23 protein-coding genes and 1 riboswitch are annotated in these 25,317 nt (G+C 42.0%); of the genes, 18 read left to right on the top strand and 5 right to left on the bottom strand.

Annotated elements, in window-relative coordinates:
• Positions 1 to 22: 22 nt before the first annotated feature.
• From KH400_RS07920 to KH400_RS07900, 5 genes are all read left to right on the top strand, one after another.
• Entirely contained in the window at positions 23 to 643 is a 621-nt protein-coding gene (locus KH400_RS07920; protein ID WP_217223737.1) for a RipA family octameric membrane protein, read from the top strand.
• A gap of 101 nt (positions 644 to 744) precedes the next feature.
• Positions 745 to 2,157 (top strand): stalk domain-containing protein, encoded by a 1,413-nt coding sequence (locus KH400_RS07915; RefSeq protein WP_217223735.1) that lies wholly within the window; start codon positions 745 to 747, stop codon positions 2,155 to 2,157.
• A 324-nt stretch (positions 2,158 to 2,481) separates the two neighbouring features.
• Positions 2,482 to 3,717 (top strand): FxLYD domain-containing protein, encoded by a 1,236-nt coding sequence (locus tag KH400_RS07910; protein ID WP_217223732.1) that lies wholly within the window; start codon positions 2,482 to 2,484, stop codon positions 3,715 to 3,717.
• 12 nt (positions 3,718 to 3,729) lie between these two features.
• Positions 3,730 to 4,860 carry a S1C family serine protease gene (locus KH400_RS07905; protein ID WP_217223730.1) on the top strand — a complete coding sequence of 377 codons (1,131 nt, stop codon included), beginning with the start codon at positions 3,730 to 3,732 and terminating at the stop codon, positions 4,858 to 4,860.
• A gap of 524 nt (positions 4,861 to 5,384) precedes the next feature.
• Entirely contained in the window at positions 5,385 to 6,128 is a 744-nt protein-coding gene (locus KH400_RS07900) for a sulfite exporter TauE/SafE family protein (protein WP_217223727.1), read from the top strand.
• 40 nt (positions 6,129 to 6,168) lie between these two features.
• Here KH400_RS07900 and KH400_RS07895 read toward each other — a convergent pair whose 3' ends face one another.
• Positions 6,169 to 7,392 carry a helix-turn-helix domain-containing protein gene (locus tag KH400_RS07895; RefSeq protein ID WP_217223725.1) on the bottom strand — a complete coding sequence of 408 codons (1,224 nt, stop codon included), beginning with the start codon at positions 7,390 to 7,392 and terminating at the stop codon, positions 6,169 to 6,171.
• Between the two features lie 129 nt (positions 7,393 to 7,521).
• On the opposite strand from KH400_RS07895, the gene KH400_RS07890 reads away from it, so the two are divergent.
• Both KH400_RS07890 and KH400_RS07885 read left to right on the top strand, forming a co-directional pair.
• Positions 7,522 to 8,907 carry a glycoside-pentoside-hexuronide (GPH):cation symporter gene (locus KH400_RS07890; protein ID WP_217223723.1) on the top strand — a complete coding sequence of 462 codons (1,386 nt, stop codon included), beginning with the start codon at positions 7,522 to 7,524 and terminating at the stop codon, positions 8,905 to 8,907.
• A 233-nt stretch (positions 8,908 to 9,140) separates the two neighbouring features.
• A complete protein-coding gene (locus KH400_RS07885) occupies positions 9,141 to 11,462 on the top strand; it encodes a glycoside hydrolase family 2 protein (protein WP_217223721.1) in 2,322 nt (773 codons plus the stop codon).
• A 190-nt stretch (positions 11,463 to 11,652) separates the two neighbouring features.
• Here the strand turns inward: KH400_RS07885 and KH400_RS07880 are convergent, their stop codons facing one another.
• Positions 11,653 to 12,954, bottom strand: a complete 1,302-nt coding sequence (locus KH400_RS07880) for a TcaA NTF2-like domain-containing protein (RefSeq protein ID WP_217223719.1) — start codon at positions 12,952 to 12,954, stop codon at positions 11,653 to 11,655.
• A gap of 377 nt (positions 12,955 to 13,331) precedes the next feature.
• Here KH400_RS07880 and KH400_RS07875 point away from each other — a divergent pair, with 377 nt between their 5' ends.
• From KH400_RS07875 to KH400_RS07860, 4 genes are all read left to right on the top strand, one after another.
• Positions 13,332 to 14,105, top strand: a complete 774-nt coding sequence (locus tag KH400_RS07875; RefSeq protein WP_217223717.1) for a zinc ribbon domain-containing protein — start codon at positions 13,332 to 13,334, stop codon at positions 14,103 to 14,105.
• 191 nt (positions 14,106 to 14,296) lie between these two features.
• Complete coding sequence (locus tag KH400_RS07870; RefSeq protein ID WP_217223715.1) at positions 14,297 to 15,079, top strand: glucose 1-dehydrogenase; 783 nt, start codon at positions 14,297 to 14,299, stop codon at positions 15,077 to 15,079.
• A 363-nt stretch (positions 15,080 to 15,442) separates the two neighbouring features.
• Positions 15,443 to 16,537 carry a M14 family zinc carboxypeptidase gene (locus tag KH400_RS07865; RefSeq protein WP_217223714.1) on the top strand — a complete coding sequence of 365 codons (1,095 nt, stop codon included), beginning with the start codon at positions 15,443 to 15,445 and terminating at the stop codon, positions 16,535 to 16,537.
• Positions 16,538 to 16,658: 121 nt separating this feature from the next.
• Positions 16,659 to 16,738: riboswitch (ZMP/ZTP riboswitch) on the top strand.
• A 150-nt stretch (positions 16,739 to 16,888) separates the two neighbouring features.
• On the top strand, positions 16,889 to 18,088 hold the full coding sequence (locus KH400_RS07860) for a phosphoglycerate dehydrogenase (RefSeq protein WP_217223711.1): 1,200 nt from the start codon (positions 16,889 to 16,891) through the stop codon (positions 18,086 to 18,088).
• A 46-nt stretch (positions 18,089 to 18,134) separates the two neighbouring features.
• Here the strand turns inward: KH400_RS07860 and KH400_RS07855 are convergent, their stop codons facing one another.
• The gene (locus KH400_RS07855) at positions 18,135 to 18,680 is read right to left on the bottom strand and encodes a hypothetical protein (RefSeq protein WP_217223709.1); all 546 of its coding nucleotides are present in this window, start codon (positions 18,678 to 18,680) and stop codon (positions 18,135 to 18,137) included.
• A gap of 278 nt (positions 18,681 to 18,958) precedes the next feature.
• On the opposite strand from KH400_RS07855, the gene KH400_RS24045 reads away from it, so the two are divergent.
• The 7 genes from KH400_RS24045 to KH400_RS07825 all read left to right on the top strand — a co-directional run bounded on the left by KH400_RS24045 (position 18,959) and on the right by KH400_RS07825 (position 24,713).
• Positions 18,959 to 19,072: a putative holin-like toxin gene (locus KH400_RS24045; protein ID WP_246589456.1), complete on the top strand. Its 114-nt coding sequence runs from the start codon at positions 18,959 to 18,961 to the stop codon at positions 19,070 to 19,072.
• 672 nt (positions 19,073 to 19,744) lie between these two features.
• The gene (locus KH400_RS07850; RefSeq protein WP_217223707.1) at positions 19,745 to 21,028 is read left to right on the top strand and encodes a GntP family permease; all 1,284 of its coding nucleotides are present in this window, start codon (positions 19,745 to 19,747) and stop codon (positions 21,026 to 21,028) included.
• 153 nt (positions 21,029 to 21,181) lie between these two features.
• The gene (locus KH400_RS07845) at positions 21,182 to 21,463 is read left to right on the top strand and encodes a hypothetical protein (protein ID WP_217223705.1); all 282 of its coding nucleotides are present in this window, start codon (positions 21,182 to 21,184) and stop codon (positions 21,461 to 21,463) included.
• Between the two features lie 109 nt (positions 21,464 to 21,572).
• The gene (locus KH400_RS07840) at positions 21,573 to 22,127 is read left to right on the top strand and encodes a transposase (RefSeq protein WP_217223703.1); all 555 of its coding nucleotides are present in this window, start codon (positions 21,573 to 21,575) and stop codon (positions 22,125 to 22,127) included.
• 108 nt (positions 22,128 to 22,235) lie between these two features.
• Entirely contained in the window at positions 22,236 to 23,225 is a 990-nt protein-coding gene (locus KH400_RS07835) for a dimethylarginine dimethylaminohydrolase family protein (RefSeq protein ID WP_217223701.1), read from the top strand.
• A gap of 104 nt (positions 23,226 to 23,329) precedes the next feature.
• Positions 23,330 to 24,139 (top strand): LysM peptidoglycan-binding domain-containing protein, encoded by an 810-nt coding sequence (locus KH400_RS07830; RefSeq protein ID WP_217223698.1) that lies wholly within the window; start codon positions 23,330 to 23,332, stop codon positions 24,137 to 24,139.
• Between the two features lie 181 nt (positions 24,140 to 24,320).
• Positions 24,321 to 24,713 (top strand): hypothetical protein, encoded by a 393-nt coding sequence (locus tag KH400_RS07825; RefSeq protein ID WP_217223696.1) that lies wholly within the window; start codon positions 24,321 to 24,323, stop codon positions 24,711 to 24,713.
• Between the two features lie 133 nt (positions 24,714 to 24,846).
• On the opposite strand, the gene KH400_RS07820 is transcribed toward KH400_RS07825, so the two are convergent.
• Entirely contained in the window at positions 24,847 to 25,002 is a 156-nt protein-coding gene (locus KH400_RS07820) for a YvrJ family protein (protein ID WP_217223694.1), read from the bottom strand.
• 80 nt (positions 25,003 to 25,082) lie between these two features.
• Positions 25,083 to 25,304: a DUF2922 domain-containing protein gene (locus KH400_RS07815; RefSeq protein ID WP_217223692.1), complete on the bottom strand. Its 222-nt coding sequence runs from the start codon at positions 25,302 to 25,304 to the stop codon at positions 25,083 to 25,085.
• Positions 25,305 to 25,317: the final 13 nt, after the last annotated feature.

The following is a 25,317-nucleotide window of genomic DNA, read 5'->3' as shown; positions in this document are numbered from 1 at the left end:
TAGAAAAGAGCTTAGAGGTGTAATGATGGGGAATGAAGTAGAGGAGAAACGGGAGCAGCTTGATGAGCAATGTCTCAAAAAATGTTTAGAAATTGCCATTGATAATCGCAAGTTTGAAATTGAATTACTTTGGAAGCGAGCGTTGTTTTTTTGGGGATTTATTGCGGCTCTGTTTGTTGCTGTAGCTAGTTTGTACGATAAAAATGTTTTGTTAACCTTTATGTCTGCATTAATGGGGGTGGCTCTTTCATTTATTTGGACATTGGCTAACCGTGGTAGTAAAGCCTGGCAAGAGAGTTGGGAAGTAAAAGCAAAAGATTATTTTGAGCAATTGTATGGGTATGACAAGCTCTATCAAAAAGTAACTGAGTCTCAGGATGAAATTATTAGGCTGCTAAGACCGAGAGATTATTCGTTATCAAGGTTACTTATTGTTGTTAGTGATTTAATGTTTGTGTTTTGGATGATTACCTTATTATATATTGCCTTTGGTCATTATGTGAAAACACTAGTCCTAGAAGTCTTTCATTGGAATTACGACGTCACATGGTTGATTGTTGCTGGTATTTTCATTGTGGCCATCATATGGTTTATGCGTTTTGTAATCATTCATACTAAAAGTCAGTCTATTAATAATAACTAGTATGCATGGACGCTAACAGCTGATAGGAATGTGATGATTTTAATTGTGGATAACAAGCGGTGAATAAGACAAGTTATTTGTGAAAAGTGAGGGAGAAACTAATGAAAAGGAAATGGAAGTCAGTTATTTTTTCGGTTTTTGTTGTGTTTTTCATTATGGATTTGACTGTTGGGGCACCCGTATTGGCGGATGACCTAGAATTTATTGATAGAGATGAAATGAAAGAAATATGGAATGAAATGCAAAGCATCGATGTTTCCATCACCCATGACGAGGACCCAAATAGTATCTATCCGTATGAACTTGGTGTAGTGAGTGAAAACATGTTAGAAAAGGCATTGCTCTCCACCAACTTTGTGAGGCTGTTAGCCGGGTTGCCTGGTGATGTTGTTTTAGATGAGGACTTAAATGATTCAGCCCAACATGGGGCGCTTGTACTAGCAGCAATCGGTGAGTTGACTCATTATCCGTCACAACCTGAAGATATGAGTGATGAAATGTACGATCGTGGCTATGGCTCGACATCAAGTAGTAACTTGTCTGTGGGAAGGAGAGACTTAGCGCATAATGTCTTAAATGGGTACATGCCCGATATCGGGAGGAATATGGACCGTGTTGGTCATCGTCGTTGGATTTTACATCCGCCTCTTAAGAAAGTTGGCTTTGGATTAGTAGATTCATATGGTGCTATGCAAGTATTTGATCGAAGCCGTGGGCAATCTTTTAATTATGACCACATCACTTGGCCCGCTGGGGAGTTTCCGTCAGAGTTATTTGGTGGTAATCATCCATGGTCGGTCTCTCTGAATCTTGAACACTATCAGAGACCTAATGCTAAAGATATTGAAGTGACGATTACACGGGAGTCTGACGGTGAAAAGTGGGTGATGAATCATGAGGACTCAGAAATAACGAGCTCTGAAGCGTACTTTACGGTCGATCATGGAAACTATGGACTAAACAATGCAATTATTTTTCGCCCTGAAGGAATTTCGAGCTATGAAGGAGTCTATACGGTCGATGTGAAAGGAGTTAAATCCCGAAACGGTGCAGAGGAAACATTAACTTTTGATGTAGACTTTTTTGAACTGAACGAACATTATTATGACGGGGAAGTAGAGGAAATCTCGCTTTTACTAACGCTTACGACACCTGGGAGAATTGTTGTTGACGGAGAGATTGACTACTTGCAGCATGGTGAACGACCGTTTGTTGAGTCAAACCGAACAATGGTCCCTCTAAGAATAGTCAGTGAGCATCTTCGTAAAGATGTTCGTTGGGATGGGAATACACGTGAAATTACGATCACTGATGATGAAATTAAAATCACGATGAAAGCGGGCGAAAATGAAGCCATAGTTAACGGTACGTCTGTCGGTATGGATACAGCTCCGGAAATAAGAAAAGGTGTCACATTCGTTCCGCTTCGTTTTGTGTCAGAAATGCTCGGTGCTTCTGTGACATGGAGCCAAGCAGACAAGAGTGCAGAAATTAAGCAGGAGATTGTTCATTAAAGCGGTAAAGCGTTGAAGGGGTCAGACCCCTTTAATGGACAAAATCACTAGTTTTGTCCATTTGCAGTGTGCATTGTGAAGGGGAAGGATAAAGTAGATGATACGAACGGATAAGAGGTAAATGCAGTAGAAGGCGATCAGACCGCTGAGGAGCAGCAGGATTAATCAGGGTGCCTAATCAGGGTGCCAGGCACTGCTCGGATTTTGTCGAATGGTTCACACTATACATTGTATGGTGTGAATTTTTTTGTTTAGAGGGTGCCAGGCACCAAATAAATGGTGCCTGGCACCGACCTCCCATTTTATGTAAGAGTCTAATTGTCTATGACTTTTGATCTAAAAGCAGTTATAATAGAGGCAAATGGGGAACAGGGGGAGAGACGGATGTACTGCCATTCTTGTGGTCAAAAAAGGGTTGAAAATGCTCAGTTTTGCTCCAATTGTGGGACGGAGTTTGTAGATACGGATGCAAAAAAACGGGTGGAAGAGAAGCAAACGGATCAAGATCAAACCTCATCGAGTCGCGCATACCAATGGTTCATTCCAGTTGTTAGCATGATTCTTATTGGATTTGGTCTCGGCTATTTTTATATCACTGAAACAAATAAAAATGAACAAGTGCATGCGATTGTGACAGAGGTTGATCAATTGCTAAGTGAGTCGAACTATAGTGAGGCCGCTTCTCGATTATCAAGTGCCTTGCACACACGTCCAGAACATGTGGAGCTCGAACAGTTCATGCTGCTCGTTGAAAAGGCTAGTCAGTACGAACAGGATTTGCTAGAAGTTGATTCTTTATTACAAGAGAAATCATTCGATGAGGCCTCAGAGAATTTACTAGATTTGAATGCGAAGTTGAACGAGGAGACAAATGAACTCTATCAGCCGTTGCACACGATGGTACAAGAAAGCGAAGATCGGTTGACGGTTGCTTTGATCAGGGATGAGTTGGACGAATTAACAACCTATGAACAGCTAGCAACTAAATTATCGGAAGTATCATCAGTGGGAACAGAGGGTGCTGGGCTTATCAAGGAACAGATCATTACTAAAATTGTTGATGTGACGTATGAACAAGCGAGTGCTCTTTTACAGCAGCATGATTTCTCAGGGGCTTCAAATCATGTGGAAAAAGGGCTTCAACATGCAGCCGATAGTGAGAAGCTACTTAATTTTAGAGAAAAAATAGAACATGACCAAATCGCCTTTCAACAAGCAGAGCAGCAGCGGATCGAACAGGCGATGATAGCCGCAGCCGAAGAGGATTTAAAAAATCGAACCGATGCAGTAGAAGTGGTGTCTATGGATTCCAATCTTGATGAGTGGGGCGATCTTTACTTTCATGGCGAAATAAAAAATACCGCCACGAAACCGATCTATTCTGTCGAGCTTTATGCTTCTGTCTATGATCATGAGGGAATCTATCTTGGTGGTTCTTTGGTTTCCGTCTATCCATATTATATAGAGCCAGGTGAGGTCGGCTATTTTTCGGGAACATTTTATGGAGTCTATGAAAATATGGAAATTAGTATAGAGGACGCCACTTGGTATCTTGATTAAAGGGTGGGGAACATGAATACAAAATGGGTAATAAGTATTTTGGTTACAGTTTTGATCTGGGCGCTTGGTGTTGGTGGTTATTTTTATTTAGCTGATTCCATTCCCAATCAAGTTGCTGTGACATCGGTGTATATGGCGGACGAGGAAATAGTGGGTGAAAGTGAAGGAGAAAACTCATTCGATCCAAAAGCGGTGATTCAAAACACGCAACAATTAGTTGTTATGATTGAGGTTGGATCGACTGGTTCAGCGGGATCAGGTTTTTTATATAATGATAAAGGCGATATCGTGACCAATGCCCATGTCGTCGCCGGTACCGAAAAAGTAACCGTTCGAATGGCGGATGATCGGGAGTATGAGGGAACGGTGATTGGCATCAGTACGGACACCGATGTTGCGGTTGTGCGTGTACCGGATTTACAGGGGGTAGAACCGCTACCACTTGCGGCTGAACGAAACGCTGAAATTGCAGATGAAGTGATCGCCTTAGGAAGTCCACTAGGCTTGCAAAATACAGTAACAACAGGAATCATTAGCGGTGTCGATCGTTCGTTTGAACTTGGACCGTATCATTATGACAATGTCTATCAAATATCTGCGCCGATCGCTCCTGGTAATAGCGGTGGACCGCTTGTTGACTTGCAAACGGGTGAGGTGTTAGGGATCAACTCTGCAGGTATGGACCAGGGTACCATTGGATTTAGCATCCCGATGTCTAGTGTGATCACGATGCTTGAAGGCTGGTCCGCATCGCCGCTTAGTTCTTTACCTAATGTTGCAGGGTATATGGATTATGGGTACGATCATGTGTCGGAAATCGATCTTGCTACGTACTTGATTTATTACTTCTATGAAAGTATCAACTTAAATGATTACGTCACCGCCTACTCGCTACTCGGGCATAACTGGCAAACGGGTACAAGTTATGACTCATTCCGTGAGGGCTATTTAAATACGAGGTTTGTTACGATTGATGAGATGGACGCTTGGGAAGATGGTAATTATGTTTCCGTTGTCGCCGTCATTAGTGCTGAAGAAAGCCGGGATGGTGTAACCGTGATCAGTAAGTATAAAGTGACGTATCAGGTCGGCTATGAAAATGACCAATTAAAAATCATCAGCGGAACGGCGGAGAAGATCTGATGGGGTGATTGTGATGGGGTGCCAGGCACCCAACGGGTGGTGCCTGGCACTATTATATGGATGAAGGACAAAAGTATGCAGAAGAGGGTAAGAAATGTCCTTCATAAGTGTGATGAAGGATAAATCTAGTAAGGATAACAAGGGAAATGTCCTTCATGAAGCAGATGAAGGACAAAGCAAGCTAGAAAAGGGGGAGAAATGTCTTTCATGAAGCAGATGAAGGACAAAGCAAGCTAGAAAAGGGTGAGAAATGTCTTTCATGAAGCAGATGAAGGACAAATCTAGCTAGAAGAGGGTGAGAAATGTCCTTCATGAAGCAGATGAAGGGCATTTTCGCTGTTTATATGACAATTGTTAAGCGATCCTGTTTTAGTTTAATAAGAAATACAATCAAAATGCGCTTTGCATATACAACTGAGAAACACTTAGTAGAAGCTTTATCTAGTGGGATTACCAATTCTGTTATAATAGGGTGATATAATCCTATAGTAAGATACTTCACTAAAGAAAGGTTCGCTCGTTTTATGGGGATAGAATGGTTAATCGTATTTTTGATCCTGTTTGTGGGAAGTTTCGTTCAAGGAGTGAGTGGCTTTGGTTTCGGACTGTTAGCGATGGGCTTTTTACCATTATTGTTTACAGTCAAAGAAAGTACGCTGCTCGTTGTGTCATTAGCACTTGTTCTCTCAGTCAGCATCGCATTGCAATTATTTAAGCATATTGTATGGCGGTCATTAGTTGTGATTTTGTCCGCTGCGCTCGTTGGTCGTATCGGCGCATTCTTCATTTTAGATCAGTATGGGGACCAAGACATTTTAAAAGTGTTTCTTGGTATCTTTTTAATTTGTGTGGTCATTTATTTATTTCGCAGTAAACCACCGAACCCTGATAGGAAGGTAAATAATACGTGGCTTCCGATTATTCTAGGACTAGGTGGGGGTCTTATCGGTGGCATTTATGCGGTAGGCGGGCCGTTTTTTGTGTTTTATTACTTATTGCTTTTTCATGATAATAAGTATGCATACAGTGCGAATCTACAAATCTCATTTTTGTTTACGAACTTCATTACAGCAACGCTACATGGCGTCAATGGTGACTTTTCGCTTGAGTTTTTAGGTTATTTTGCCATTGGGCTTGTGAGTGTTATTGTAGGTTCGCGTCTAGGTGTTCATTTCTTCGCAAAGATTCCTCAACAAAATATCAAAAAAATATCAGCCATTGTCGTTGCAATAGCAGCGATTAACCTGGTGGTATCATCATTGTTGTGAAAATGGTGCCAGGCACCCCCTACAGGGTGCCAGGCACCATTCACTTTGTTTTGGTGCGTCTTAGTCTGTAGTCAGATGGGGTTAGGCCTGTTTTATTCTTAAAGACTCGTGTGAAGTAGGAGGGGTCTTCATAGCCGATAAACCAGGCCACTTCTTCAACCGATAACTTTTCATTATCAAGGATTTCAATCGCTCGTTCAATGCGAATTTTCTGTTGATATTCTTTCACGGTCATTCCTGTTTCTTGCTTGAATTTCCTCGACAAATGGCTAGGATGAACATAACACTTTTCTGCTAACTCATCTTTATTTAATGGCCGGTCAAAATGAACTTGTAAATGTTCGATCACTTTTCGGACGGTTCCTGAATAGCCACTCAACGCTTCTGATTTTGATAAATCAGCGTATGTTTTGATCATTCTTCTTCTTAGTTCTTCAAATTCAGAAACTCTTTTTAATTCTTCAATTTCTCGTGCAAATTTTTCTGACGTACGATGAACCAGGATGGCTGGAACTTTTGCATTTCTAGCTTCTCTCCGTACAAGCGTATGAAAGATAATCGATAGGTTTTTCAAGAGACGGATCGGCTGTTTAGGCATTCTTTCCTCAAAATTAAAATAGTTGTATGATTCTATCACTAGTCGTTCGGCCTCAGCACTGTTTCCTTTTTTGACCTGCTCCAACAACTGATCCTCAATCTTATAGCGAAGCTCAATCAGCTCGATATCTGTCTCTTTCATCTTCACGATCTGATTAGGTGTGTCTTGATTCTTCTTTTTCTCGCCTGTATCGATGGCATGGATCTTGAAGTTTTCATCAAAAACGGTAGGTTCTAAAGACATCAATTTTCCATAAGCGTTCATTTTCATCGGTGATATAATTGGTAGTTGCTCAGCAATAAATTGGAGTTGGAGGTGCTGGTCATGACTAAGTCCTCGTTCTAATGAGTGTTGAAAGACATCAATCGTTTCAATCAAAAATGGACCAACAATCAGTACATACCGTAAGCCGTCAACCTCGATCGTTTTCCCGAGCAACTTATACTGCCAAGTACTATCAAATTCATAAACACCTGAGTCCTTTTCAAGCAGCAACTTGAACAAAGCGTTCAAATCAGCATTATATAGTTTCATGACTTCTTCAGGAAAATGAACAGATTCTTCTCTGAACACTTCAACACCTGAGTCTTGAAACAGAACAACATTTAAATCTGTTATTTCGTGAAGCATGACTAATAAGTTTTCAGCATGGTTAGAGTGAGACATTTTTCCACATCCTTTACGGGCAATAATAGTTCGGTTTATGCAATAAAAGTCCTACTGTTATGTATACGTTTTCATTATACTAAATGTAAGAAAACGATTACAACGGGTATAATGAAAGGAGAATACAAAATGGGGGAACCAAAAATCACGAATGATATGACGGAAAATAACAACACAGCAAATGAAAAACTCCCTTTTAAAGAAAAATTGTCGTACGGTCTTGGGGACGCTGCCAATAATTTAACTTTTGCTATGGTTTCGACGTATTTGATGGTCTTTTATACAGATGTATTTGGAATTGGTGCAGCGGCGGTTGGTTTGTTATTTTTACTAGCACGAGTTTTTGACGCCATTAATGATCCAATCATGGGTGGACTGATTGACAAATACAGTAAAAATGGCCCGAAAGGACGTTTTCGACCATTTATGAAATGGGCAGGTTTTCCTGTCGCAATCCTAGGGGTATTTATCTTTATGTCTCCCGATCTTTCTGATGGTGGAAAACTTGCTTACGCTTACATCACATACATTCTCTTTGGAATGGCCTATACTGCTGTTAATATCCCATATGGATCACTAGCTGCTTCGATGACTCGCGATCCGGTTCAACGTTCTTCGCTTGCATCATTTAGAGGCTTCGGAAGCATGGTCGGTTCATTTATCATCGGTGTTGTTGTGTTACCGCTGGTTGCTCTGTTCCCGACAAGGGAGATCGGCTTCCCGGCAGTCGCAGCAATGCTTGGGGTTATTGCTATTTTCTTTTATTATCTAACGTACCGAAATACGAAAGAACGAATCGTTGTTAAAGAGTCTTCCCGACTGCAAAAAGTTGATAAAGAAATGGTGCTTCGAATTTTAAAAAGCGGACCGTTCCTTGCACTCTCGGCGATGTCATTCTTTATTCTATTAACGCTCTTGATTAACCAAGCTGTCGGTGTCTATTATTTCACTCACTACTTGGAAAATGAAATGCTATTTCCGGTTTATAATTTGATAAATATCGCAACAATACTCATCCTTATACCGCTTATTCCGGTACTATCGCGTAAGATCGGTAAAAAATCGTTGGCACTATACAGCTTTGCCTTAGGTGCTATTGCCATGTTCATCGTCTTCTTTCTTCCTGACAATCCGTGGTTAATCATGATCGGACTAGTTATCGGAATGAAAGGAATCCTGATCCCGAACATTCTCGTCTGGGCATTTATCTCCGACGTGATCGATTATGGTGAATGGAAGGAAGGGGTGCGTCAAGAAGGAACAACGTATTCCCTGTACAGCTTTATGCGTAAATTATCGCAGGCGATCGCAGGGTGGGCAGGTGCAACAGGACTTGTTATTATCGGTTATGTTCCTAATGTTGCGCAGTCCGCAGAGACATTATTCGGATTGCAATCGATGATGGTTCTCTTCCCTGCCATTGCATGTATTATCTGCCTACTTATCTTCAAGTTCGGTTATAAACTCGATGATGATCGAATGGTCGAAATTGCAACAGACCTTGATAAACGCTAGGGTTAATGGTGCCTGTCACCCCCGTTTGGGTGCCAGGCACCATTTCTTGTGTATAACAGGGTGCCAGGCACCCTAAAATGAGACCCCTCTCAAAATGATATAAAAATCCTGTTTTTGATAGTTTTATCCGAGTACTAGATGAAGTTCTTTCGTTACAATAGGATTATAGAAATAAACAAACATTAATTGATATAAAAATGTATGCGCTTAAATTCAAGTCTGGAGGGATACGAATGAGAGAAATTATTAATATAAATCAAGGTTGGGTATTTAAGAAGGAAGATGTCGCAGGTGCTGAGCAAGTGGTGCATGATACGAAGGATTGGCAAAATGTAAGTGTGCCCCATTCTTGGAATGCAGTTGATGGAGCCAATGGTTTTGAGTTCTATAAAGGAGCATGCTGGTATCGAAGACCACTAGATATTCCAGAACTACCTGAAGGGAAACGTATTTTTATCGAATTCCAAGGGGCTAATAGTTTAACGGATGTTTATGTAAACGGAAAACATCAAGGGCATCATCGTGGCGGTTATTCAACGTTCCGCTTCGATATTACCGATGCGATCGAATTCGGAAGGCAAAACATGCTTGCGGTGAAAGTGGATAATACGGTTGTTGATGATGTTTATCCACAGGTTGCCGATTTCACATTCTTCGGTGGCATTTACAGAGATGTTCAACTGGTTATCACTGAGTCTATCCATGTCGACTTAATGGATGAAGGATCTCAAGGGGTTTATGTTGTCCAAGAGGAAGTGACTGAACAACAGGCAGATGTAAAAGTGATCACTCGCCTGACAAATGAGAATGACGAAGACAAGAAGGTTAGAGTTTGGCTCGATATTCTTGATGCCGATGGAAAAGTCGTTACTTACAATGCCAAAGAGGTTGAAGTGGCGGCATACCAAACTGAGGTTGTTGAAATCCCATTCAGTATTGATTCACCGGTCTTATGGAATGGAAAAGAGAATCCTTACCTATACACATCAGCAGTTAGAATTCAATCGTTTAACGACACGGTCGATGAAGTGGAAATTCCTTTTGGCGTGCGATATTTTGAAGTTGATGCAGAGCAAGGATTCATCCTTAATGGTCAGCCACTTCGCTTAAATGGTGTATCACGTCACCAAGATCGAAAAGAGAAAGGCTGGGCGATTTCAAAGGAAGACCATATCGAGGATATGGAATTAATCAAGGAAGTTGGAGCAACATCGATTCGCCTTGCCCATTACCAGCACGATCAATTTTTCTATGACCTATGTGACCAAGAGGGAATGGTGATTTGGGCAGAGATTCCGTTCATCTCCGTCATGTCTAAAGGTGAACTTGAGGGGATTAACGCAAAACAACAGATGCGTGAATTAGTGAAGCAAAACTTTAATCACCCTTCAATCATGTTCTGGGGCGTCCAAAACGAGATTCAAATTGGTGGAGAGCGTGCCGAGGTTCGCAGACTTGTCCAAGAGCTTCATGACCTTACGAAGTCACTTGATCCGACAAGACTGACAACGCAAGCGAATGTGATGTTTGTTGAAAATGATGACCCTTATAACCGCATGACTGACATTATCGGTTATAACAAATATTACGGTTGGTATACAGGTAAAGCAGAGGACTTCGCACCGTTTATCGATGGCTTCCACAAGGAGAATCCAGACATTCCTCTTGGGATTTCTGAATATGGTGCCGAGGGTATTATCGAGTACCATACAGATGATCCGCAAGTGAAGGATTACACTGAGGAATATCATGCCTTGTATCACGAAAAAGTTTGGGATATTTTTGCGGAGCGACCATTCCTATGGAGCACATATGTCTGGAATATGTTTGACTTCGGTGCAAACATTCGCGATGAAGGCGGTGTTCAAGGTCGAAATAATAAAGGCCTCATCACGTATGACAGAAAGATCAAAAAAGATGCGTTCTATATGTATAAAGCGAATTGGTCAGACGAGAAGTTTGTTCATTTAACAGGTAAACGTTACATCGAACGTGCAACTGAAACGACGGATGTAAAAGTTTATACGAACCTTCCATCTGTTACATTGCTTGTAAATGGAAATCCTTATCAAACATTAAGTCCATTTAACGGCCGTGTCATCTTTAAAGATGTGCCACTTCTTACGGAAGGGAACACGAAACTCACGGTTGTCAGCCGCTATGGTACGGAGACGTTTGAAGATCATGCTTTAGTTACGTATGTTTCCGAGCCAAACGAAAGCTATGAAGCACCTGAGGAAAAAGGTGGCGTTGTCGCTAACTGGTTTACAATGCCAGATGATCTCGATGACAACGAGGAAATCGAAGAAGTTACGATCACAGATGATGTCTACTCAACAAGAGATACATTTGAAGTGCTAATGGATAATGAAGAAACGAGAAAAGTACTCGTGCATTACCTTGGCGACTTCAGTGAAAAACCAATGTATGACATGATGAAATCGATGAAAGTCAATATGATGGCAGAAATGGCAGATGACTTATTCACAGATCAAATGCTAAGACGCCTAAACCGCGAATTAACAAAAGTGAAAAAGCCGCAAGCCGTTAAGTAAAAGAGGAGTAAGGGGGTGCCAGGTGGTGGTGGTGCCAGGCACCCCTTGAGCGGTGCCTGGCACCACAAATAGGAGAGTCAATCGTTTATAAAAATGGTTGGCTCTCTCTTTTTTATGGGTGCCTTTTATGGGTGCCTGGCACCATGGAACTACACAATTAGGGTGCCTGGCACCAGAGGTTCCACAAATTTTAGTTGATTTCTGTTGTTTCGACTAACTTGTTCAAAGCTAGATTTCCGTTAGGGAGAATCGTAACGATAAATCGACTTTTGAAGGTTTTGAATGAAGTCGTCCCTTCATCTCCGTAATCGATTCGGTATTCATCGATGGCAGTGACTTCATAGGTTCGGTCATCGATCCGCGCGACATCAATCACCTCAAAGGACAGCACCTCTTGGGTAATTTTCCGGTCTATTAAATAAGCCGTGTAGTCCTTCTGTTCTTGATATTTATCACCATTAGGGTCGATCAGTGGTTCAGCAATTGAGAAATCTTCATTATTCACAGATTCAACCGTGACATAAACATAGGTCTCCACAAAACGACCAATCTCATTAAACGTGTAGGATGGACTTTGGTATGTCATTTGCTCGGTAGGGTCTGTACTCGTCTCTATGCTCGTCTCCAGCACTTGTTCTTGAGAATGATCAGTTATCTCAGGTGTTTGCTGATGAAGGTTTTCTTCAGTTTGTTCTTCGATCTCGGTAGGATCAAAGAAAAGTTCCACATTGGCATACTCTCCATGATCGAAAGAGTTAATCATTTTTTCGATCGTAAAGTCGTGATCACCGCTTTGGTAATGAGCGACGACGTTATGAACGCCAGGGGCAAGTGGACCAAACTCCTGCTGAAACGAATCAGAGTGAGAGGTAGCGATATCTTCATCATTAATCGAAAGGGTCACATTTTCATAGTTTGTATGGAGAGTAGGGTAAAAGGGTTTTATATAGAGCTGGTAGTGGTCAAAAAGGAATGCTGTCTTCCCAGATTTTTTTAACGTAAATAAGTAATCCTCATTTGAATTAGTGCCATCTGCGATTTCATCGTTCGTTTGTTCATCGATTATAGCTGCTTGTGTATGTAAATCGCTCATTAGTTCATTAAAATAACTTGGGGTTTGATTGATGAACGTGATTAGTCCCTCAATCGTTTGGCCATCAATGACCAAGCGCGGATCTTCTGAAGTAATCAGCGTGGATAAGGTGGCTGTGTCTTGGGCAATCATCGCCTCTTCGAATGTCTCGATTACCTTTTCCTTACTCGTCAGGTATGCCCCTACCTGATAAGTGATAATAGATAAGATGGCTATGATGGAAATAATAGAAACAACGACTTTCTGCTTTTTCGAACGCTTTTTGACCTTGGCTTCACGAGGACCCTGCTGATTTGGTGGGGGAATCGTAGCGCTACTCAAGGTGGTCGGGGTTCCACATTCCGAACAAAAAGAGTTCTCTTCGTTTAGCTTGGTGCCACACTCTTTGCAAAAGTTCATTGCACTTCCTCCTTTATGCCTGCGATTTATCTGGAGAAGACGGACTCAGCGTATGAGCTGTTTTTCATATGAAAGACCTCACAAAAAAGTGATCGATCATAAAAGCACCCGTCTAATGGTTTTGTTCTCCTTGTCTACGAACATGCAAAACTACCTATTTCTGTAAATAATAATAAAAAATATCATGATTATTACAATTATTTTTTTGTTCATTTGGTACTATTATCAGAGGTATCTCACTAATATTAACCAGATAACGTTATCACTAATGTTTTTCTTTCTGCAGGAGGACCTACCGCTTTGAAGTGGTAGGGTGTTTTTATGAAATGATTGTGTTCGAGGTCTATAAAAGGAAAAGTTTGAAAGGAGCCGACACCATGAATTGTCCGAATTGTGATCATCTGAATGATGGGGGAAAGTTTTGTGTGAAATGTGGGACGAAACTCGTAAGTGAACCAGCAGCTAGCTATCAACCTGCCCCTAATCAACCTCAGGTAACTTATCAGTCACAACCCTCAGTCACTCAGCAAAATCAGCATCTGGAACAGGCGAAACAAATTTCAAAGTCGTATTGGGGCTTTTTTATAAAAGTGTTGAAGAAACCTTATTCTGAATCACAAACCGTCGGTGGCGAACAATTTGTAAATGCGATGATTACGGTAGCGATTTACGCTCTTTTTATTCCGCTCATGATATATTTCGGTTTTAAAGATTATTTGAGTTATATGGATAGCCCTTTTGTATCGTTTGTGGTTAAACCAACGCTTGCTTATGCCGTCTTCATTTTATTAGTAGCATCCTTTACGTTTGTTGCGCTAAAACTAGGCAAAGTGAATGTCGGATATAAGGATGTATTATCGCGTTTTGGAACCATCCTCATTCCATTTGTAGGATTATTTGCTGTGGCACTCGTGTTATCTCTCTTACAAGTGGAGTTCTTTTTGCTTTTACTAGTCATAGGTTTTATCGGTTCGATCTTTACCGTTCCGCCGCTAGTGATCTCGAGTTTTAAAAAAGGCAGTCATGAAGGGCTCGATGTGGTATATGGAACGATTCTCACGTACATCGCCACCATAATAACGGTCGGCATGATGAGTGACATGTTATTTGAAGTACTACGAGATTATATTCAATCGATGTTTATGTTTTAAGATTAGGGAGATTAGGGTGCCAGGCACCTCTTGAGCGGTGCCTGGCACCACAATATCAACACAATCGCCGAATCTGTCGACGTAGTCCACAGAAAATCATGTTTTGCTGATTGAGACGCTTTCCTGCATACGCTTACAATTATTATATAAGCTAATAATGTTTTATCACATTTTAAAAGGAGTCGATATACATGAAACGATACGAGGATAAAGCAGTCATTATCACAGGCGGTGGTTCAGGTCTTGGTAAAGCAGCGGCAGTACGAGTTGCACAAGAGGGTGGTAACCTTGTGCTTGTCGATTTAAATAAAGAAGCTCTTGAGGAAAGCAAAAAGGAAATCTTGGAAGCAATTCCGGGAGCGCAGGTTGAATTAGTAGAAGCGAATGTAGCAAACGAAGAGGAAGTAAAAAATTACGTCCAGTTTGCGAAGGACAAATTCGGCCGAATCGATGGCTTTTTCAACAATGCTGGAATTGAAGGAAAGCAGAATTTGACTGAAGACTACGGTAGTGACGAATTCAGTAAGGTCGTCAACATCAATTTAAATGGTGTGTTTTATGGCATGAAGTACGTGTTAGAGGTCATGAAAGAGCAAGGGTCTGGAGCGATAGTTAATACGGCTTCCGTTGGCGGCATTCGCGGAGTTGGTAACCAGTCAGGATACGCGGCAAGTAAGCACGGTGTCGTCGGATTAACGAAAAACTCTGGAGTGGAATATGGGCAGTACGGTATCAGCATCAACGCGATCGCGCCAGGTGCGATCATGACAGCGATGGTGGAAGGCTCTTTAAAGCAGATGGCGGGAGAAAATTGGGAAGAGGCAGGCAAAGAGTTCGTCAGTGTCAACCCGATGAAACGCTTTGGTAAGCCTGAAGAAGTGGCGAGCCTTGTCGCATTCCTTCTTTCAGGAGAAGCAAGCTTCATTAACGGTTCTGTCATCCCAATCGACGGCGGCCAGTCTAATAAGTATTAAGATATGGGTGCCAGGCACCGACATGAGGGTGCCTGGCACCACAAAATGACTCACACTGTATGGTGTGGGTTGTTTTTTGTGGAAGGGGAACAACGCAGATTTTGTCGAATCGCATTTTTTCAATTGTAAGGAATGAGTCGTGGTGTAAAGGTCTATTTTCTGGGAGGAGACAGCCGTGACAGAATCGGTGTACCTACGTTTACTAGCACCTATTCGATGTCAGATGAGTACATTATACTAAAATTACCAATTCTACAGATTGTTACAACATTTTTATCATAAGACCTCTAGAATGGGGAGCATGTTTCAATGATATGAAACGATATGGCTTTAATACAATATTCTATTCTAGGGGGAACTAAGATGAAAACAGGTTTATTTCGAAGTTTACTAGCTTTGCCTTTAGTGTTTGTTTTAATCTTCACTTCAGCGACAATGGCTAGTCCTGCACCGTCGACAAATGGAAAGACGAGTATGGACAGTATTATTACGTATGATGACATGATCAATAGTTTAGACCGGATAGTACATACGAGTCGAAATGAGATCGACGTATTTACGCTAGCGGAATTGGACAAGTATGAATACGATAAAAGTGAGCAAGGTAGAGATTTATATGTGGCAAAAGTCGGGAACGGACCGACGAAAGTATGGGTTCAGAGCCGAATTCATGGGGACGAGCCCTATGGTACAGAAGCGACGCTTGAGATTTTAAAAAATTTAGGAAGCAATGGATCTGCTAAGTATCAAGAGATCTTGGATGAATTAACGATGTATTTCATTCCTATGTATAACCCTGACGGAAGTGAAATGAATATCCGCCGAACAATCCTTCAAGATGAGGAAGGTTCGATTGATTTAAACCGAGATTGGGCAGAAGATGGTTTTGCAGCAAAAGAAAGTCGAGCGTTTTATGAATTTTGGGCTGATATTAAACCAGATTACGCGATTGATATTCATCACCAAGGCTTAAAAACGATGTATGATTCTGATGAGCCAGTGACGATGTCATTAGGGATTTCTCTAGCGCCGGGTGGACCAACACTTCCGGATATCGAAGACTATGATGAAGTCACACGCAAAATGCAAGTTCATGTGTACGATGCATTGAGTAAGTACGGTCACATCAACATTGATCGTTATAATGTAGGTTCTCCTGGAAACTATTACGAAATTGATATTAAAGGTGGAGTCGTGTCAGCGATGATGCTTGGCTTGAATTATAATGATTTGAACCCTGAAAATCACAGTCACCCTGCGATTTTCTTTGAAACATCAGGAAACACAAGAGATGGTAACCTTGGTCAAAAATCGAGAGGCGCTTTGATTCGTCAGAACACAGAAGGCATTGAAGCGTTGCTTACAGGCATTGCCAATGGCGAAATGCTAGAGGCAGATGCTGATCGTTGGTATGACATCCCGAGCGTACCACTTTCAGGCTATTTCACTGATTATTAAGAGGGGAGGGTGCCATAGGGGGTGCCTGGCACCAAGCGATGGTGCCAGGCACCCTCTTCTTTTTTTTTGAAAATTCAGGGTTGAAGGTTAGTAGAGAATTTGATATGATAAAAGAAATTAACAGGCTATGTGTGACTGGCGAAAACGCGGAGAACCGCGAGGGAGCACATAGTGTCGTAGCCGTTCGCCTGGGCAAAGGTAAGGGAAAGTGTCCCTTGCCTTTTTCTGCTATTAAGGGGGGATTGGTCGATTCTAATAGTATTGGTAAATACAAGATTTCAACCAATTAATTGATGCAGAAGGTCACTAGGTTTGAAGACATTTTAAAAAAGGAAAGAGGAGAAATTCACTATGAGCACACTAACTTTAGAGAAAGTAAAAACAATTAAAACATTGAATAATATTGCAGAACGTGGTCTAAATGTATTCAATGATCACTATACGATCGACAATGACAGTGAGAATCCAGATGCTTACCTTCTTCGTAGCTATAACATGCATGAGATGGAATTCGGCGATAACTTAAAAGCAATCGCACGTGCGGGCGCGGGTGTGAATAACATTCCGGTAGACAAGTGTACAGAAGAAGGGATTGTTGTATTTAACACTCCTGGCGCTAATGCCAATGCTGTTAAAGAGCTTGTCCTAACGACATTAATGGCATCATCTCGTAACCTATTTGACGGTGTCGCCTGGACAAAAACATTAGAAGGTGAAGGGGACCAAGTGCCAAAGCTAGTTGAATCAGGTAAGAAACAGTTCGTTGGTAAAGAAATTAAAGGAAAAACACTTGGTGTCATTGGTTTAGGTGCAATCGGTGCACTTGTTGCCAATGATGCACTTGACTTAGATATGGACGTTATCGGCTTTGATCCGTTCATTTCTGTTGATACGGCTTGGAACTTGTCTCGAAATGTCCAACGTGCGATGTCAATCGAAGAGGTGTTTGCGAACGCTGATTACATCACAGTACACGTTCCGTTCACTGAAAAAACTGGCGGCATGTTTAACGAAGAAACATTCGGCCTTATGAAACCAGGCGTTCATATTTTAAACTTCTCACGCGGTGAGCTTGTGAATGAAGAGGATATGGCCGTTGCTCTTGAGGGTGGCATTGTAGGTAAGTATATTACCGATTTCCCAAATGAAAATATCCTAAAAATGGAAAATGCAGTTCCGATCCCACACCTTGGTGCATCTACGAAAGAGTCTGAGGAAAATTGTGCGGTTATGGCAGCGCGCCAAGTGAAGGAATTTCTTGAAACAGGAAACGTTAAAAACTCAGTGAACTTTCCAAACGCGTCTCTTCCTTACACAGGGAAAAAACGTGTGGCGGCATTCCACAAAAACGTTCCAAACATGGTTGGGCAGATCACTGCATCAATCTCTAGCTTTAACTTGAACATCGCTGACATGGTCAACCGTAGCCGTGGCGATTACGCGTATACGATCATTGATATTGAAAATGATGTAAACGGCGATGTAATTCCTAAGCTAGAAGAAAACATCAATCAAATTGAAGGCATGGTAACAGCACATATCATTTCTTAATAAAACAAAAAGTGGTGCAGGCACGAAGGTGTCTGCACCACTTTTTTTAGTTTAAATCAATGTGAACGTCATGCTGTTCTGTAAAATCATAATCATCCCAAGAGAAGATATGGAGGATCATCTCAATATTGTCTTCAATATCAGGAAGGTCACCATCATAGTTTTGAATCGTTAATACAGCATCTGCAAGTTTGCCGCCTGAAACTTCTTGGCTCATCGATAACATGGATTGATCAATCATCCGGTTGTCGGCAGAGACCTCTCGCGCCTGTACTTCGATCGTGTCTTCCATTTTATTTTCTACTTCGAATGTGACTAAGATCCGTTCATCATCCCAAGTTTCATCAACCACCTTTTCAACACTCATTAATGTGGCACGAATGTTTTCGGTGTCAGCAATTTCCTCGTTAAATTCCTGATAAAATTCCCCTTCTGCCGCTGTATCTTCCTCCATCTCAGGTTCGACTTCAGTCGCTTCATCCACCTCTGGTGTTTCTGTTTCTATCGGGTCATTGTCTTCTTCCACAGGAGTTTCACCTCCGCAAGCGGTTAGCATCATGGCAGTGAGACCAACGATAAATGCCTTTTTCATAATGTCTCCTCCTTATGAATTAGGTTGTTTAATACTTATTATGCCAACGGACTTTTAGGAATATGTATGAAGGGATGGATGTGTGGTGCCGATGTGTGGTGCCAGGCACCTGTGTTGGGGTGCCTGGCACCAAAAATGATTGGTATATTATTCCTAATTAATATAGGTTGTCATTATATTTATAGAAAAACACGAACGTATGTGCTAAAATCAAATTAGCAACTGCATAATGGCGGATGGGTGGTTGGCACTCCCTGATTGAAAGGGGGTGTTATCAGATGGTGACGTATGAAGCGATGAGTATGCTCTTTCAATTTGGCGCTTTTTTAGCTACAGCGTTAACAGCGATTGTGGCAGTTATTGCGCTTGTCATCAGTAGAAAGAAAAAGTAACCCCTTTCCGCTCTCGACCAAAGAGTAAGGTGGTTACTTTTCAAAAAATGCTGCTATACTTTTTAGGCCGCCGCTCTTCATGCGGCATGTAGTTGCATTGACCGAGTGTTACCCGCACTCGGTCTTTTTTATTTTTACGCTGATTATAGCCATATTATACATGAACTTCATTTAACGGTGCAACAGCGAGAAGCGGTGCCAGGCACCATTGAGGAGGTGCCTGGCACCCTACAAAAAGATAGCATGAATCAGCACTACTCGTACTATGTTTTATAATACAAGGTTTTTAGTTTGATAACTTCCTAATGAATTTCGTTTTGGAAGGGCGGTGTTGACTTTATGAGTGAGAGAGAATGAATCAGCAATTTGTTAGCTGAGAAGTGCAGGCTGCAACGCAGGGGAGGACTTTTCTTCTTTTTCGAGGATAGTGGTGTATATGTATAACCGGTTTCAGTTTTCATATCACGCCAACTGTTCTGTTGGTAGAGAAGAAGATTACTTAGAAAATTCAACTCGACAACCTCAACAAGACATAAATTACCTTAATTATTTGATGTTAACAAGTTACTTATCCAGTATTCGCAAAATGTGTAAGCGTTGTCAATTTGGTTCGCATTTAGGGTGCCAGGCACCAAATGAGAGGTGCCTGGCACCACACCAAGGGGGGATACGATGTTAGGGATTTTTCTTGGTTTGGCTTTAATCATGATTCTAGCGTACAGAGGGTGGTCGATTATCTGGATGGCACCCATCTGTGCCGGTATTGTTGCAATTTTTGGTGGGTTAGATTTACTAGAAACCTACACTGGTCCTTACATGGAGGGGTTCGTTAACTTTGCAAAAACATGGTTCCCAGTCTTTATGCTTGGGGCGATTTTTGGAAAGTTAATGGAGTTTACAGGTATGGCACGTTCAGTGGCCATCGGAATTACAAAATTAATTGGTCCAAAGCAAGCGATTTTAGGCGTAGTTATTGCTTCAGCGGTCTTAACTTATGGTGGCGTAAGTGTTTTTGTCGCGATTTTTGCGATCTATCCTTTAGCTCTATCTTTGTTCCGTGAGGCGAACTTACCGAGACGGTTAATTCCCGCAACGTTTGGGTTAGGGGCCTTTACGTTTACGATGACTGCACTTCCAGGGGCGCCACAAATTCAAAATTTAATCCCGATGGAATATTTCAATACAACAGCCGCAGCAGCGCCGATCATGGGACTTTCAGCGGCAGTCTTTATGTTTGGGCTCGGGTTTTCCTACTTAAAATGGCGTGAAAAAAAGCTCGTTCAAGCGGGGGAGACATATACGCCGCCAAAAGATGAAGTAAAGGTTGAAAATGATGGTAAAGATCCACATGTTTTGGTCTCACTATTACCGTTGGCGGTCGTTGTTTTTACGTTAAATATATTGCAGTGGGATATCATCATCTCGTTGATTACAGGGATTGTCCTTATTTTGCTTTTCAATCTGAAAAAGGCGAAAGGATTTATACCGGCAATGAACAGTGGAGCTGTTGGCTCAGTGACAGCGATAATTAATACGTGTGCTGCAGTTGGATTTGGAACCGTGGTTCAAGCTGTTCCGGCCTTTGAACGGTTGGCTAACTCGCTTTTAAGTATGCAAGGAAACCCGTTGATTTCATTGTCGGTTTCAACGAATGTCATCGCGGGGGCAACCGGATCAGCGTCAGGTGGTCTCGGGATCACCCTCGATGCCTTAGGAGCGAGGTATTATGAGTTGGCTCACGCGATTGGGATGTCCCCAGAAGCTTTTCACCGGATCGCTTCGATTGCGTCAGGTGGCCTGGATGCACTCCCACATAACGGCGCACTCTTAACCTTGTTAGCTGTTACAAGTATGACCCACAAGGAGTGTTATAAGGACATTGCCGTTATTGCGATTGCGATCCCGATATTGTCGCTTATACCAGCCATTGTTTTAGCAAGTATCGGAATCTACTAGAGGAAGGAGGAGGAAGGAGGGTGCCAGGCACCATTAAGGAGGTGCCTGGCACCCAATAATAGTACCCAATAAAAAAATAAAGGAAAAGCTAAAACATTGTCGAATGAATTATCTGTAACGAGTAAGTGACTATATCATGAAAGGGGTGAGAGAATGGCTGTCCATAAAGAACCAATTGATTTTATTGAGGTTTATGCGCCTCAGCATAGCGCTGATAGCTATTATCGTGTGTGTTATGGTGAAGTTGATTGGCGTGAAGATGGTCAGACAGAACATGCTATTTACGTTTTAATGAGATACGGGACGACGATCAATTATCGCAGGGTTGCCCATATTTTAACGACGCCAAATCCGAGTGAACCAAATGGCTTGTCTGATTTGGATAAGGTTTTAGCTGCGATTCAGAAGTTGAAAGCAAGACATCATTTAGACTAACCCCCGAGCATGCCTTCTCGTAAGGGGGCCTCTCCGCATAAAATCCTCACAAAAGGACATTTTCCAACCTATTTATTTTGAAAATTAAAAATTGAATAGAGGTGTCGTTATGGTAAGAAAGCAAAGAGTCTGGTTTCCGCATGCGATGTATCATATAACAAAGCGTGGAAATCGACGATCTGAATTGTTTTTAGATGATGATGATCGCTATGCCTATTTAGATTTTCTCGAGCAAACAAGGTTAAAATTCCCCTTCGAACTCCATGCCTATTGCCTCATGACGAATCATATCCACCTCCAATTACAAACGATTGAAGACCCCATTAGTCAAATCATGCTGCAACTAAATACTATTTACGCAAAATATTTTAATCAGAAGTATCAGTTAAGTGGTCACGTTTTTCAAGGACGTTATGGTGCTGAACTGATCGATTCAAGGTTGTATGAAATCGATGTGAGTAAATACATTCATCTGAATCCTCTTTCTGCAAATATGGTTGAAAAAGCAGAGCATTACCATTGGAGCAGTTACCGCACGTACATTTATAAAGAACACAACCCCCATATTACAACCAATAAAATTCTCTCATATTTTCCTTATCCACAACCAATCAACTACCAAAAGTATGTTGAACGAACTAATGTGGTGCCTGGCACCCAATAGTAGGTGCCAGGCACCACCAAGGTACTCCTACCTGTTAATAACTCACCTATTTTTAGGGAATCCTAAGTGTAACTATGTAAAATTTCAGTTACGCAGGGAGTGATCGATATGGGTAGTGCTAATCGGTATCAGTCTAGAAGTATTGTGAGCGAGCCGTTCCATGATAAGACATTATTAGAGGAAGTCTGGGGTGAAAACTGGGGCGTCCCCAATGATATCGGGAATGTGAAGAAAGTGTTAATGCATCGTCCTGGCCAGGAAATTTTCAATTTGCCACGTAATGCGAAGCAAATCGAAGCGGGATCAGTGTTAAGTGGTGATATCAAAGGAAGAACTCCTGGTAGCAATACGAGCTCACCACCTAATTTGAATCTCATGCAGTCGCAACATGACAGTCTCGTTCAAGTACTACAAAATGAAGGGATTGAGGTTGTCTATTTAGAGGGAATCACAACCGATTGGCCGGAGCGGATGTTTACTAGAGATTTAGGGATGGTGATTCCTGGTGGGGTGATACTGCCGCGCCTCGCATTGTACCTCAGATACGGTGAAACGTTACATGCAACGAAAACCTATAGTCAATTAGGAATGCCAATCTTAGGGTGCATTCAGGGGGATGGTTTCGTTGAAGGGGGTAGTTTTACAATGTTAGATAATCAAACAGCCCTGATTGGTCGCTCCGAACGCGTGAATAAAAGTGGGATTGAACAATTGCGAAACGTCCTTTCTGTACAAAATATCGAATTAATCTCGATTGATTTGCCATCCACAATCATCCATTTAGATGAAGCTTTTTTGTTGTTGGACCGTCAAAAAGCGCTCGTAAATAAATCATTATTGCCGTTCTGGTTTTTAGATGAGCTTCATCAAATGGGCTTTGAGCTTTTGCATGTCGACCCCAATGAGCCTTTGTTAGCAATTAACGTCCTACCAATTGCGCCCGGTAAAGTTGTCTGTCCAGCTTCAGGGGTGAACACAATGAGATTGCTTGAACAGCATGGATTAGAGGTCATTGCTGTTGATGTATCAGAGTTTGAAAAAGCAGGTGGAGCCATTCACTGCCTAACACTTCCATTGATGCGCGATCCGTTGTCTTAGTGAGGGTGCCAGGCACCGCATTGGTGGTGCCTGGCACCCTAGGCATAACACCGCCATGCTCACTCATATCTATAAGTAGTGAACTCATAAAGGAGCGGTGTCAAATGCCTATTATGTTTGGTACACATATTTTGCATACAGTTCAGCCTGGCGAGACGGTGTACAGTCTTGCCGTCCGTTACGAAAGTACAGTGGAGTCGATTACCCGTGCTAATGCTTTGTATCCGCCTTTTGTTGATCCGTATACGATTTATCAGGGGCAATTGCTTGTGATCCCCAAAGAGGTTGCAACGGAAACATTGACATTGTACGTCATTCAACAAGGTGATACGATAGGTGCTTTAGCACAGCGATTTACGGCTGACCCAGAGCTTTTGGTTGGGATCAACGAGACGATCCACAATCCTAATTTTATTTTGCCACATCAACAAATTCATGTTCCTGCTGTTGTCTATGAAGTTGAGGAGGGCGATTCACTTGCATCAATATCAGAACGAATAGGGGTGGGGATCCCAATTATCCTCCAAGCTAATGAGCGACGACTGACGTTTTCACCTGATGTTCTTTACCAAGGGATGAGGCTTATCATTCCACTTCCAATGTCTACAAACATCGTTGTCACGCAGCCTTTCCCAGGATTTATGATTCGTGATAATCAAGTTATCACTGGGTATGCCCGAGCATTTGAGGCGAATGTCTTGTACCGAGTTGTGGATAACAATGGAGTCGTAGTCACAGAAGAAACGTTCACAACCGCCGAATACGGTGCCCCCACCTATAGCCGTTTTCGAGATCGAATCCCCTTTGACAATCAACCAACCGCCGACGCTGGCGTGCTACAAGTGTATACGCGTAGTGCGATGGATGGATCCGTGCAGGATTTGGTTGAAGTGCGGATTAGGTTTGATACGTAGATGTATGGTATAGAATTGGTGCCAGGCACCCCAACAACGGTGCCAGGCACCAATTCTATGGATTGTTGTATAATTTTATGTAAGGAACTTATGTTCTTGTTTTGCGGGTAATAATGTTTCGATCCCGAGTCTTGTACTGTCACTTAGTCTTATGCCAATTTAAAAAGGTGGGGGATGGTGTATGAACATGGACGAGTTAAAGGAAATGCTCACGTCGGTTATTCAAAAGGAATTGAAGGACTTTCGAAACGAAATGATCGAGAAGTTTGAAGCCGTGGACAAGCGTTTTGGAGAAATGGACGAGCGCTTTGAAGGAATGGATAAGCGTTTTGGAGAAATGGACAAGCGTTTTACAGGAATTGAAGGTCGACTGATTAATCTAGAAGAAGGTCAAAAGGCAATGCAAGCTGATATTGAAGTCCTCAAAGCTGGCCAACAAAGTATCCGAAAAGAGATGACAGACCGTTTTGCCGAAGTAAATACCCGTCTTGATACATTGACAAGTGACATTGAGTACACGTATTTAGAAACATCAAAAAACAAGTTAGAAATTCACCGTTTGAAAATCCAATAAAACAAAACCTAAAAATAGATAGAGATAATTATTGGGGCACTTTCCTTGAATGGGATGCTCTTTTTGTTTGTGGATAAAAGGGTGCCAGGCACCTGTGTTAAGGTGCCTGGCACCGCTTATTTGGCACCGCTTATTAGCTGGTTTTTTTATAGGCGTTATGGTGCCTGGCACCCAATTCGATGATTGAATGGTTGACAGCATCAAGCTTTTTTTCGACTCGATGTAATAAGTAGAGTGTGACCACAATCGGGAAGCCATATTCGCTGAGGAGTGGCAACCAAACTTCCATAATCGTATCCCCCTTTCAGTACATAGTGAAAAAAGAGCGGTGAGAGCCGTCCAAGATAGGACCCTCACACCGCTTCAACTCTACTCGCTAATATCGACCATTTCTACGGTGCGACCGACGATGCGTGCGCTTTTCTTAGCGACGAGATCGCCTCGAGTTGATGCAATAGCGCCTTCTGAGATGATCGTATCCATTGCTGCGCGAACAGTTTCCTGGTCAACGGGTTCGATTGGGTCATCGAGTGAAATGGTTACTGTACGCCCCTCGACATTTTCAAATTGTAATTGAATTTGCTTGTCCATGAGTAGCTCCTCC

The sequence above is a fragment of the Desertibacillus haloalkaliphilus genome, assembly GCF_019039105.1.
In the GTDB taxonomy this organism is placed as follows: domain Bacteria; phylum Bacillota; class Bacilli; order Bacillales; family KJ1-10-99; genus Desertibacillus; species Desertibacillus haloalkaliphilus.
This window is presented reverse-complemented; position numbering and strand designations above follow the sequence as displayed.

Bases quoted from the DNA above. Each gene is read 5' to 3' on its own strand.
- KH400_RS07820 (WP_217223694.1), bottom strand. From the start codon at position 25,002: ATGGAAGTTTGGTTGCCACTCCTCAGCGAATATGGCTTCCCGATTGTG.
- KH400_RS07885 (WP_217223721.1), top strand. From the start codon at position 9,141: ATGAGAGAAATTATTAATATAAATCAAGGTTGGGTATTTAAGAAGGAA.
- KH400_RS07860 (WP_217223711.1), top strand. From the start codon at position 16,889: ATGAGCACACTAACTTTAGAGAAAGTAAAAACAATTAAAACATTGAAT.
- KH400_RS07830 (WP_217223698.1), top strand. From the start codon at position 23,330: ATGCCTATTATGTTTGGTACACATATTTTGCATACAGTTCAGCCTGGC.
- KH400_RS07845 (WP_217223705.1), top strand. From the start codon at position 21,182: ATGGCTGTCCATAAAGAACCAATTGATTTTATTGAGGTTTATGCGCCT.
- KH400_RS07910 (WP_217223732.1), top strand. From the start codon at position 2,482: ATGACTTTTGATCTAAAAGCAGTTATAATAGAGGCAAATGGGGAACAG.
- KH400_RS07875 (WP_217223717.1), top strand. From the start codon at position 13,332: ATGAATTGTCCGAATTGTGATCATCTGAATGATGGGGGAAAGTTTTGT.
- KH400_RS07905 (WP_217223730.1), top strand. From the start codon at position 3,730: ATGAATACAAAATGGGTAATAAGTATTTTGGTTACAGTTTTGATCTGG.
- KH400_RS07880 (WP_217223719.1), bottom strand. From the start codon at position 12,954: ATGAACTTTTGCAAAGAGTGTGGCACCAAGCTAAACGAAGAGAACTCT.
- KH400_RS07890 (WP_217223723.1), top strand. From the start codon at position 7,522: ATGGGGGAACCAAAAATCACGAATGATATGACGGAAAATAACAACACA.
- KH400_RS07870 (WP_217223715.1), top strand. From the start codon at position 14,297: ATGAAACGATACGAGGATAAAGCAGTCATTATCACAGGCGGTGGTTCA.
- KH400_RS07915 (WP_217223735.1), top strand. From the start codon at position 745: ATGAAAAGGAAATGGAAGTCAGTTATTTTTTCGGTTTTTGTTGTGTTT.
- KH400_RS24045 (WP_246589456.1), top strand. From the start codon at position 18,959: ATGGTGACGTATGAAGCGATGAGTATGCTCTTTCAATTTGGCGCTTTT.
- KH400_RS07895 (WP_217223725.1), bottom strand. From the start codon at position 7,392: ATGTCTCACTCTAACCATGCTGAAAACTTATTAGTCATGCTTCACGAA.
- KH400_RS07850 (WP_217223707.1), top strand. From the start codon at position 19,745: ATGTTAGGGATTTTTCTTGGTTTGGCTTTAATCATGATTCTAGCGTAC.
- KH400_RS07900 (WP_217223727.1), top strand. From the start codon at position 5,385: ATGGGGATAGAATGGTTAATCGTATTTTTGATCCTGTTTGTGGGAAGT.
- KH400_RS07825 (WP_217223696.1), top strand. From the start codon at position 24,321: ATGAACATGGACGAGTTAAAGGAAATGCTCACGTCGGTTATTCAAAAG.
- KH400_RS07855 (WP_217223709.1), bottom strand. From the start codon at position 18,680: ATGAAAAAGGCATTTATCGTTGGTCTCACTGCCATGATGCTAACCGCT.
- KH400_RS07920 (WP_217223737.1), top strand. From the start codon at position 23: ATGATGGGGAATGAAGTAGAGGAGAAACGGGAGCAGCTTGATGAGCAA.
- KH400_RS07815 (WP_217223692.1), bottom strand. From the start codon at position 25,304: ATGGACAAGCAAATTCAATTACAATTTGAAAATGTCGAGGGGCGTACA.
- KH400_RS07835 (WP_217223701.1), top strand. From the start codon at position 22,236: ATGGGTAGTGCTAATCGGTATCAGTCTAGAAGTATTGTGAGCGAGCCG.
- KH400_RS07865 (WP_217223714.1), top strand. From the start codon at position 15,443: ATGAAAACAGGTTTATTTCGAAGTTTACTAGCTTTGCCTTTAGTGTTT.
- KH400_RS07840 (WP_217223703.1), top strand. From the start codon at position 21,573: ATGGTAAGAAAGCAAAGAGTCTGGTTTCCGCATGCGATGTATCATATA.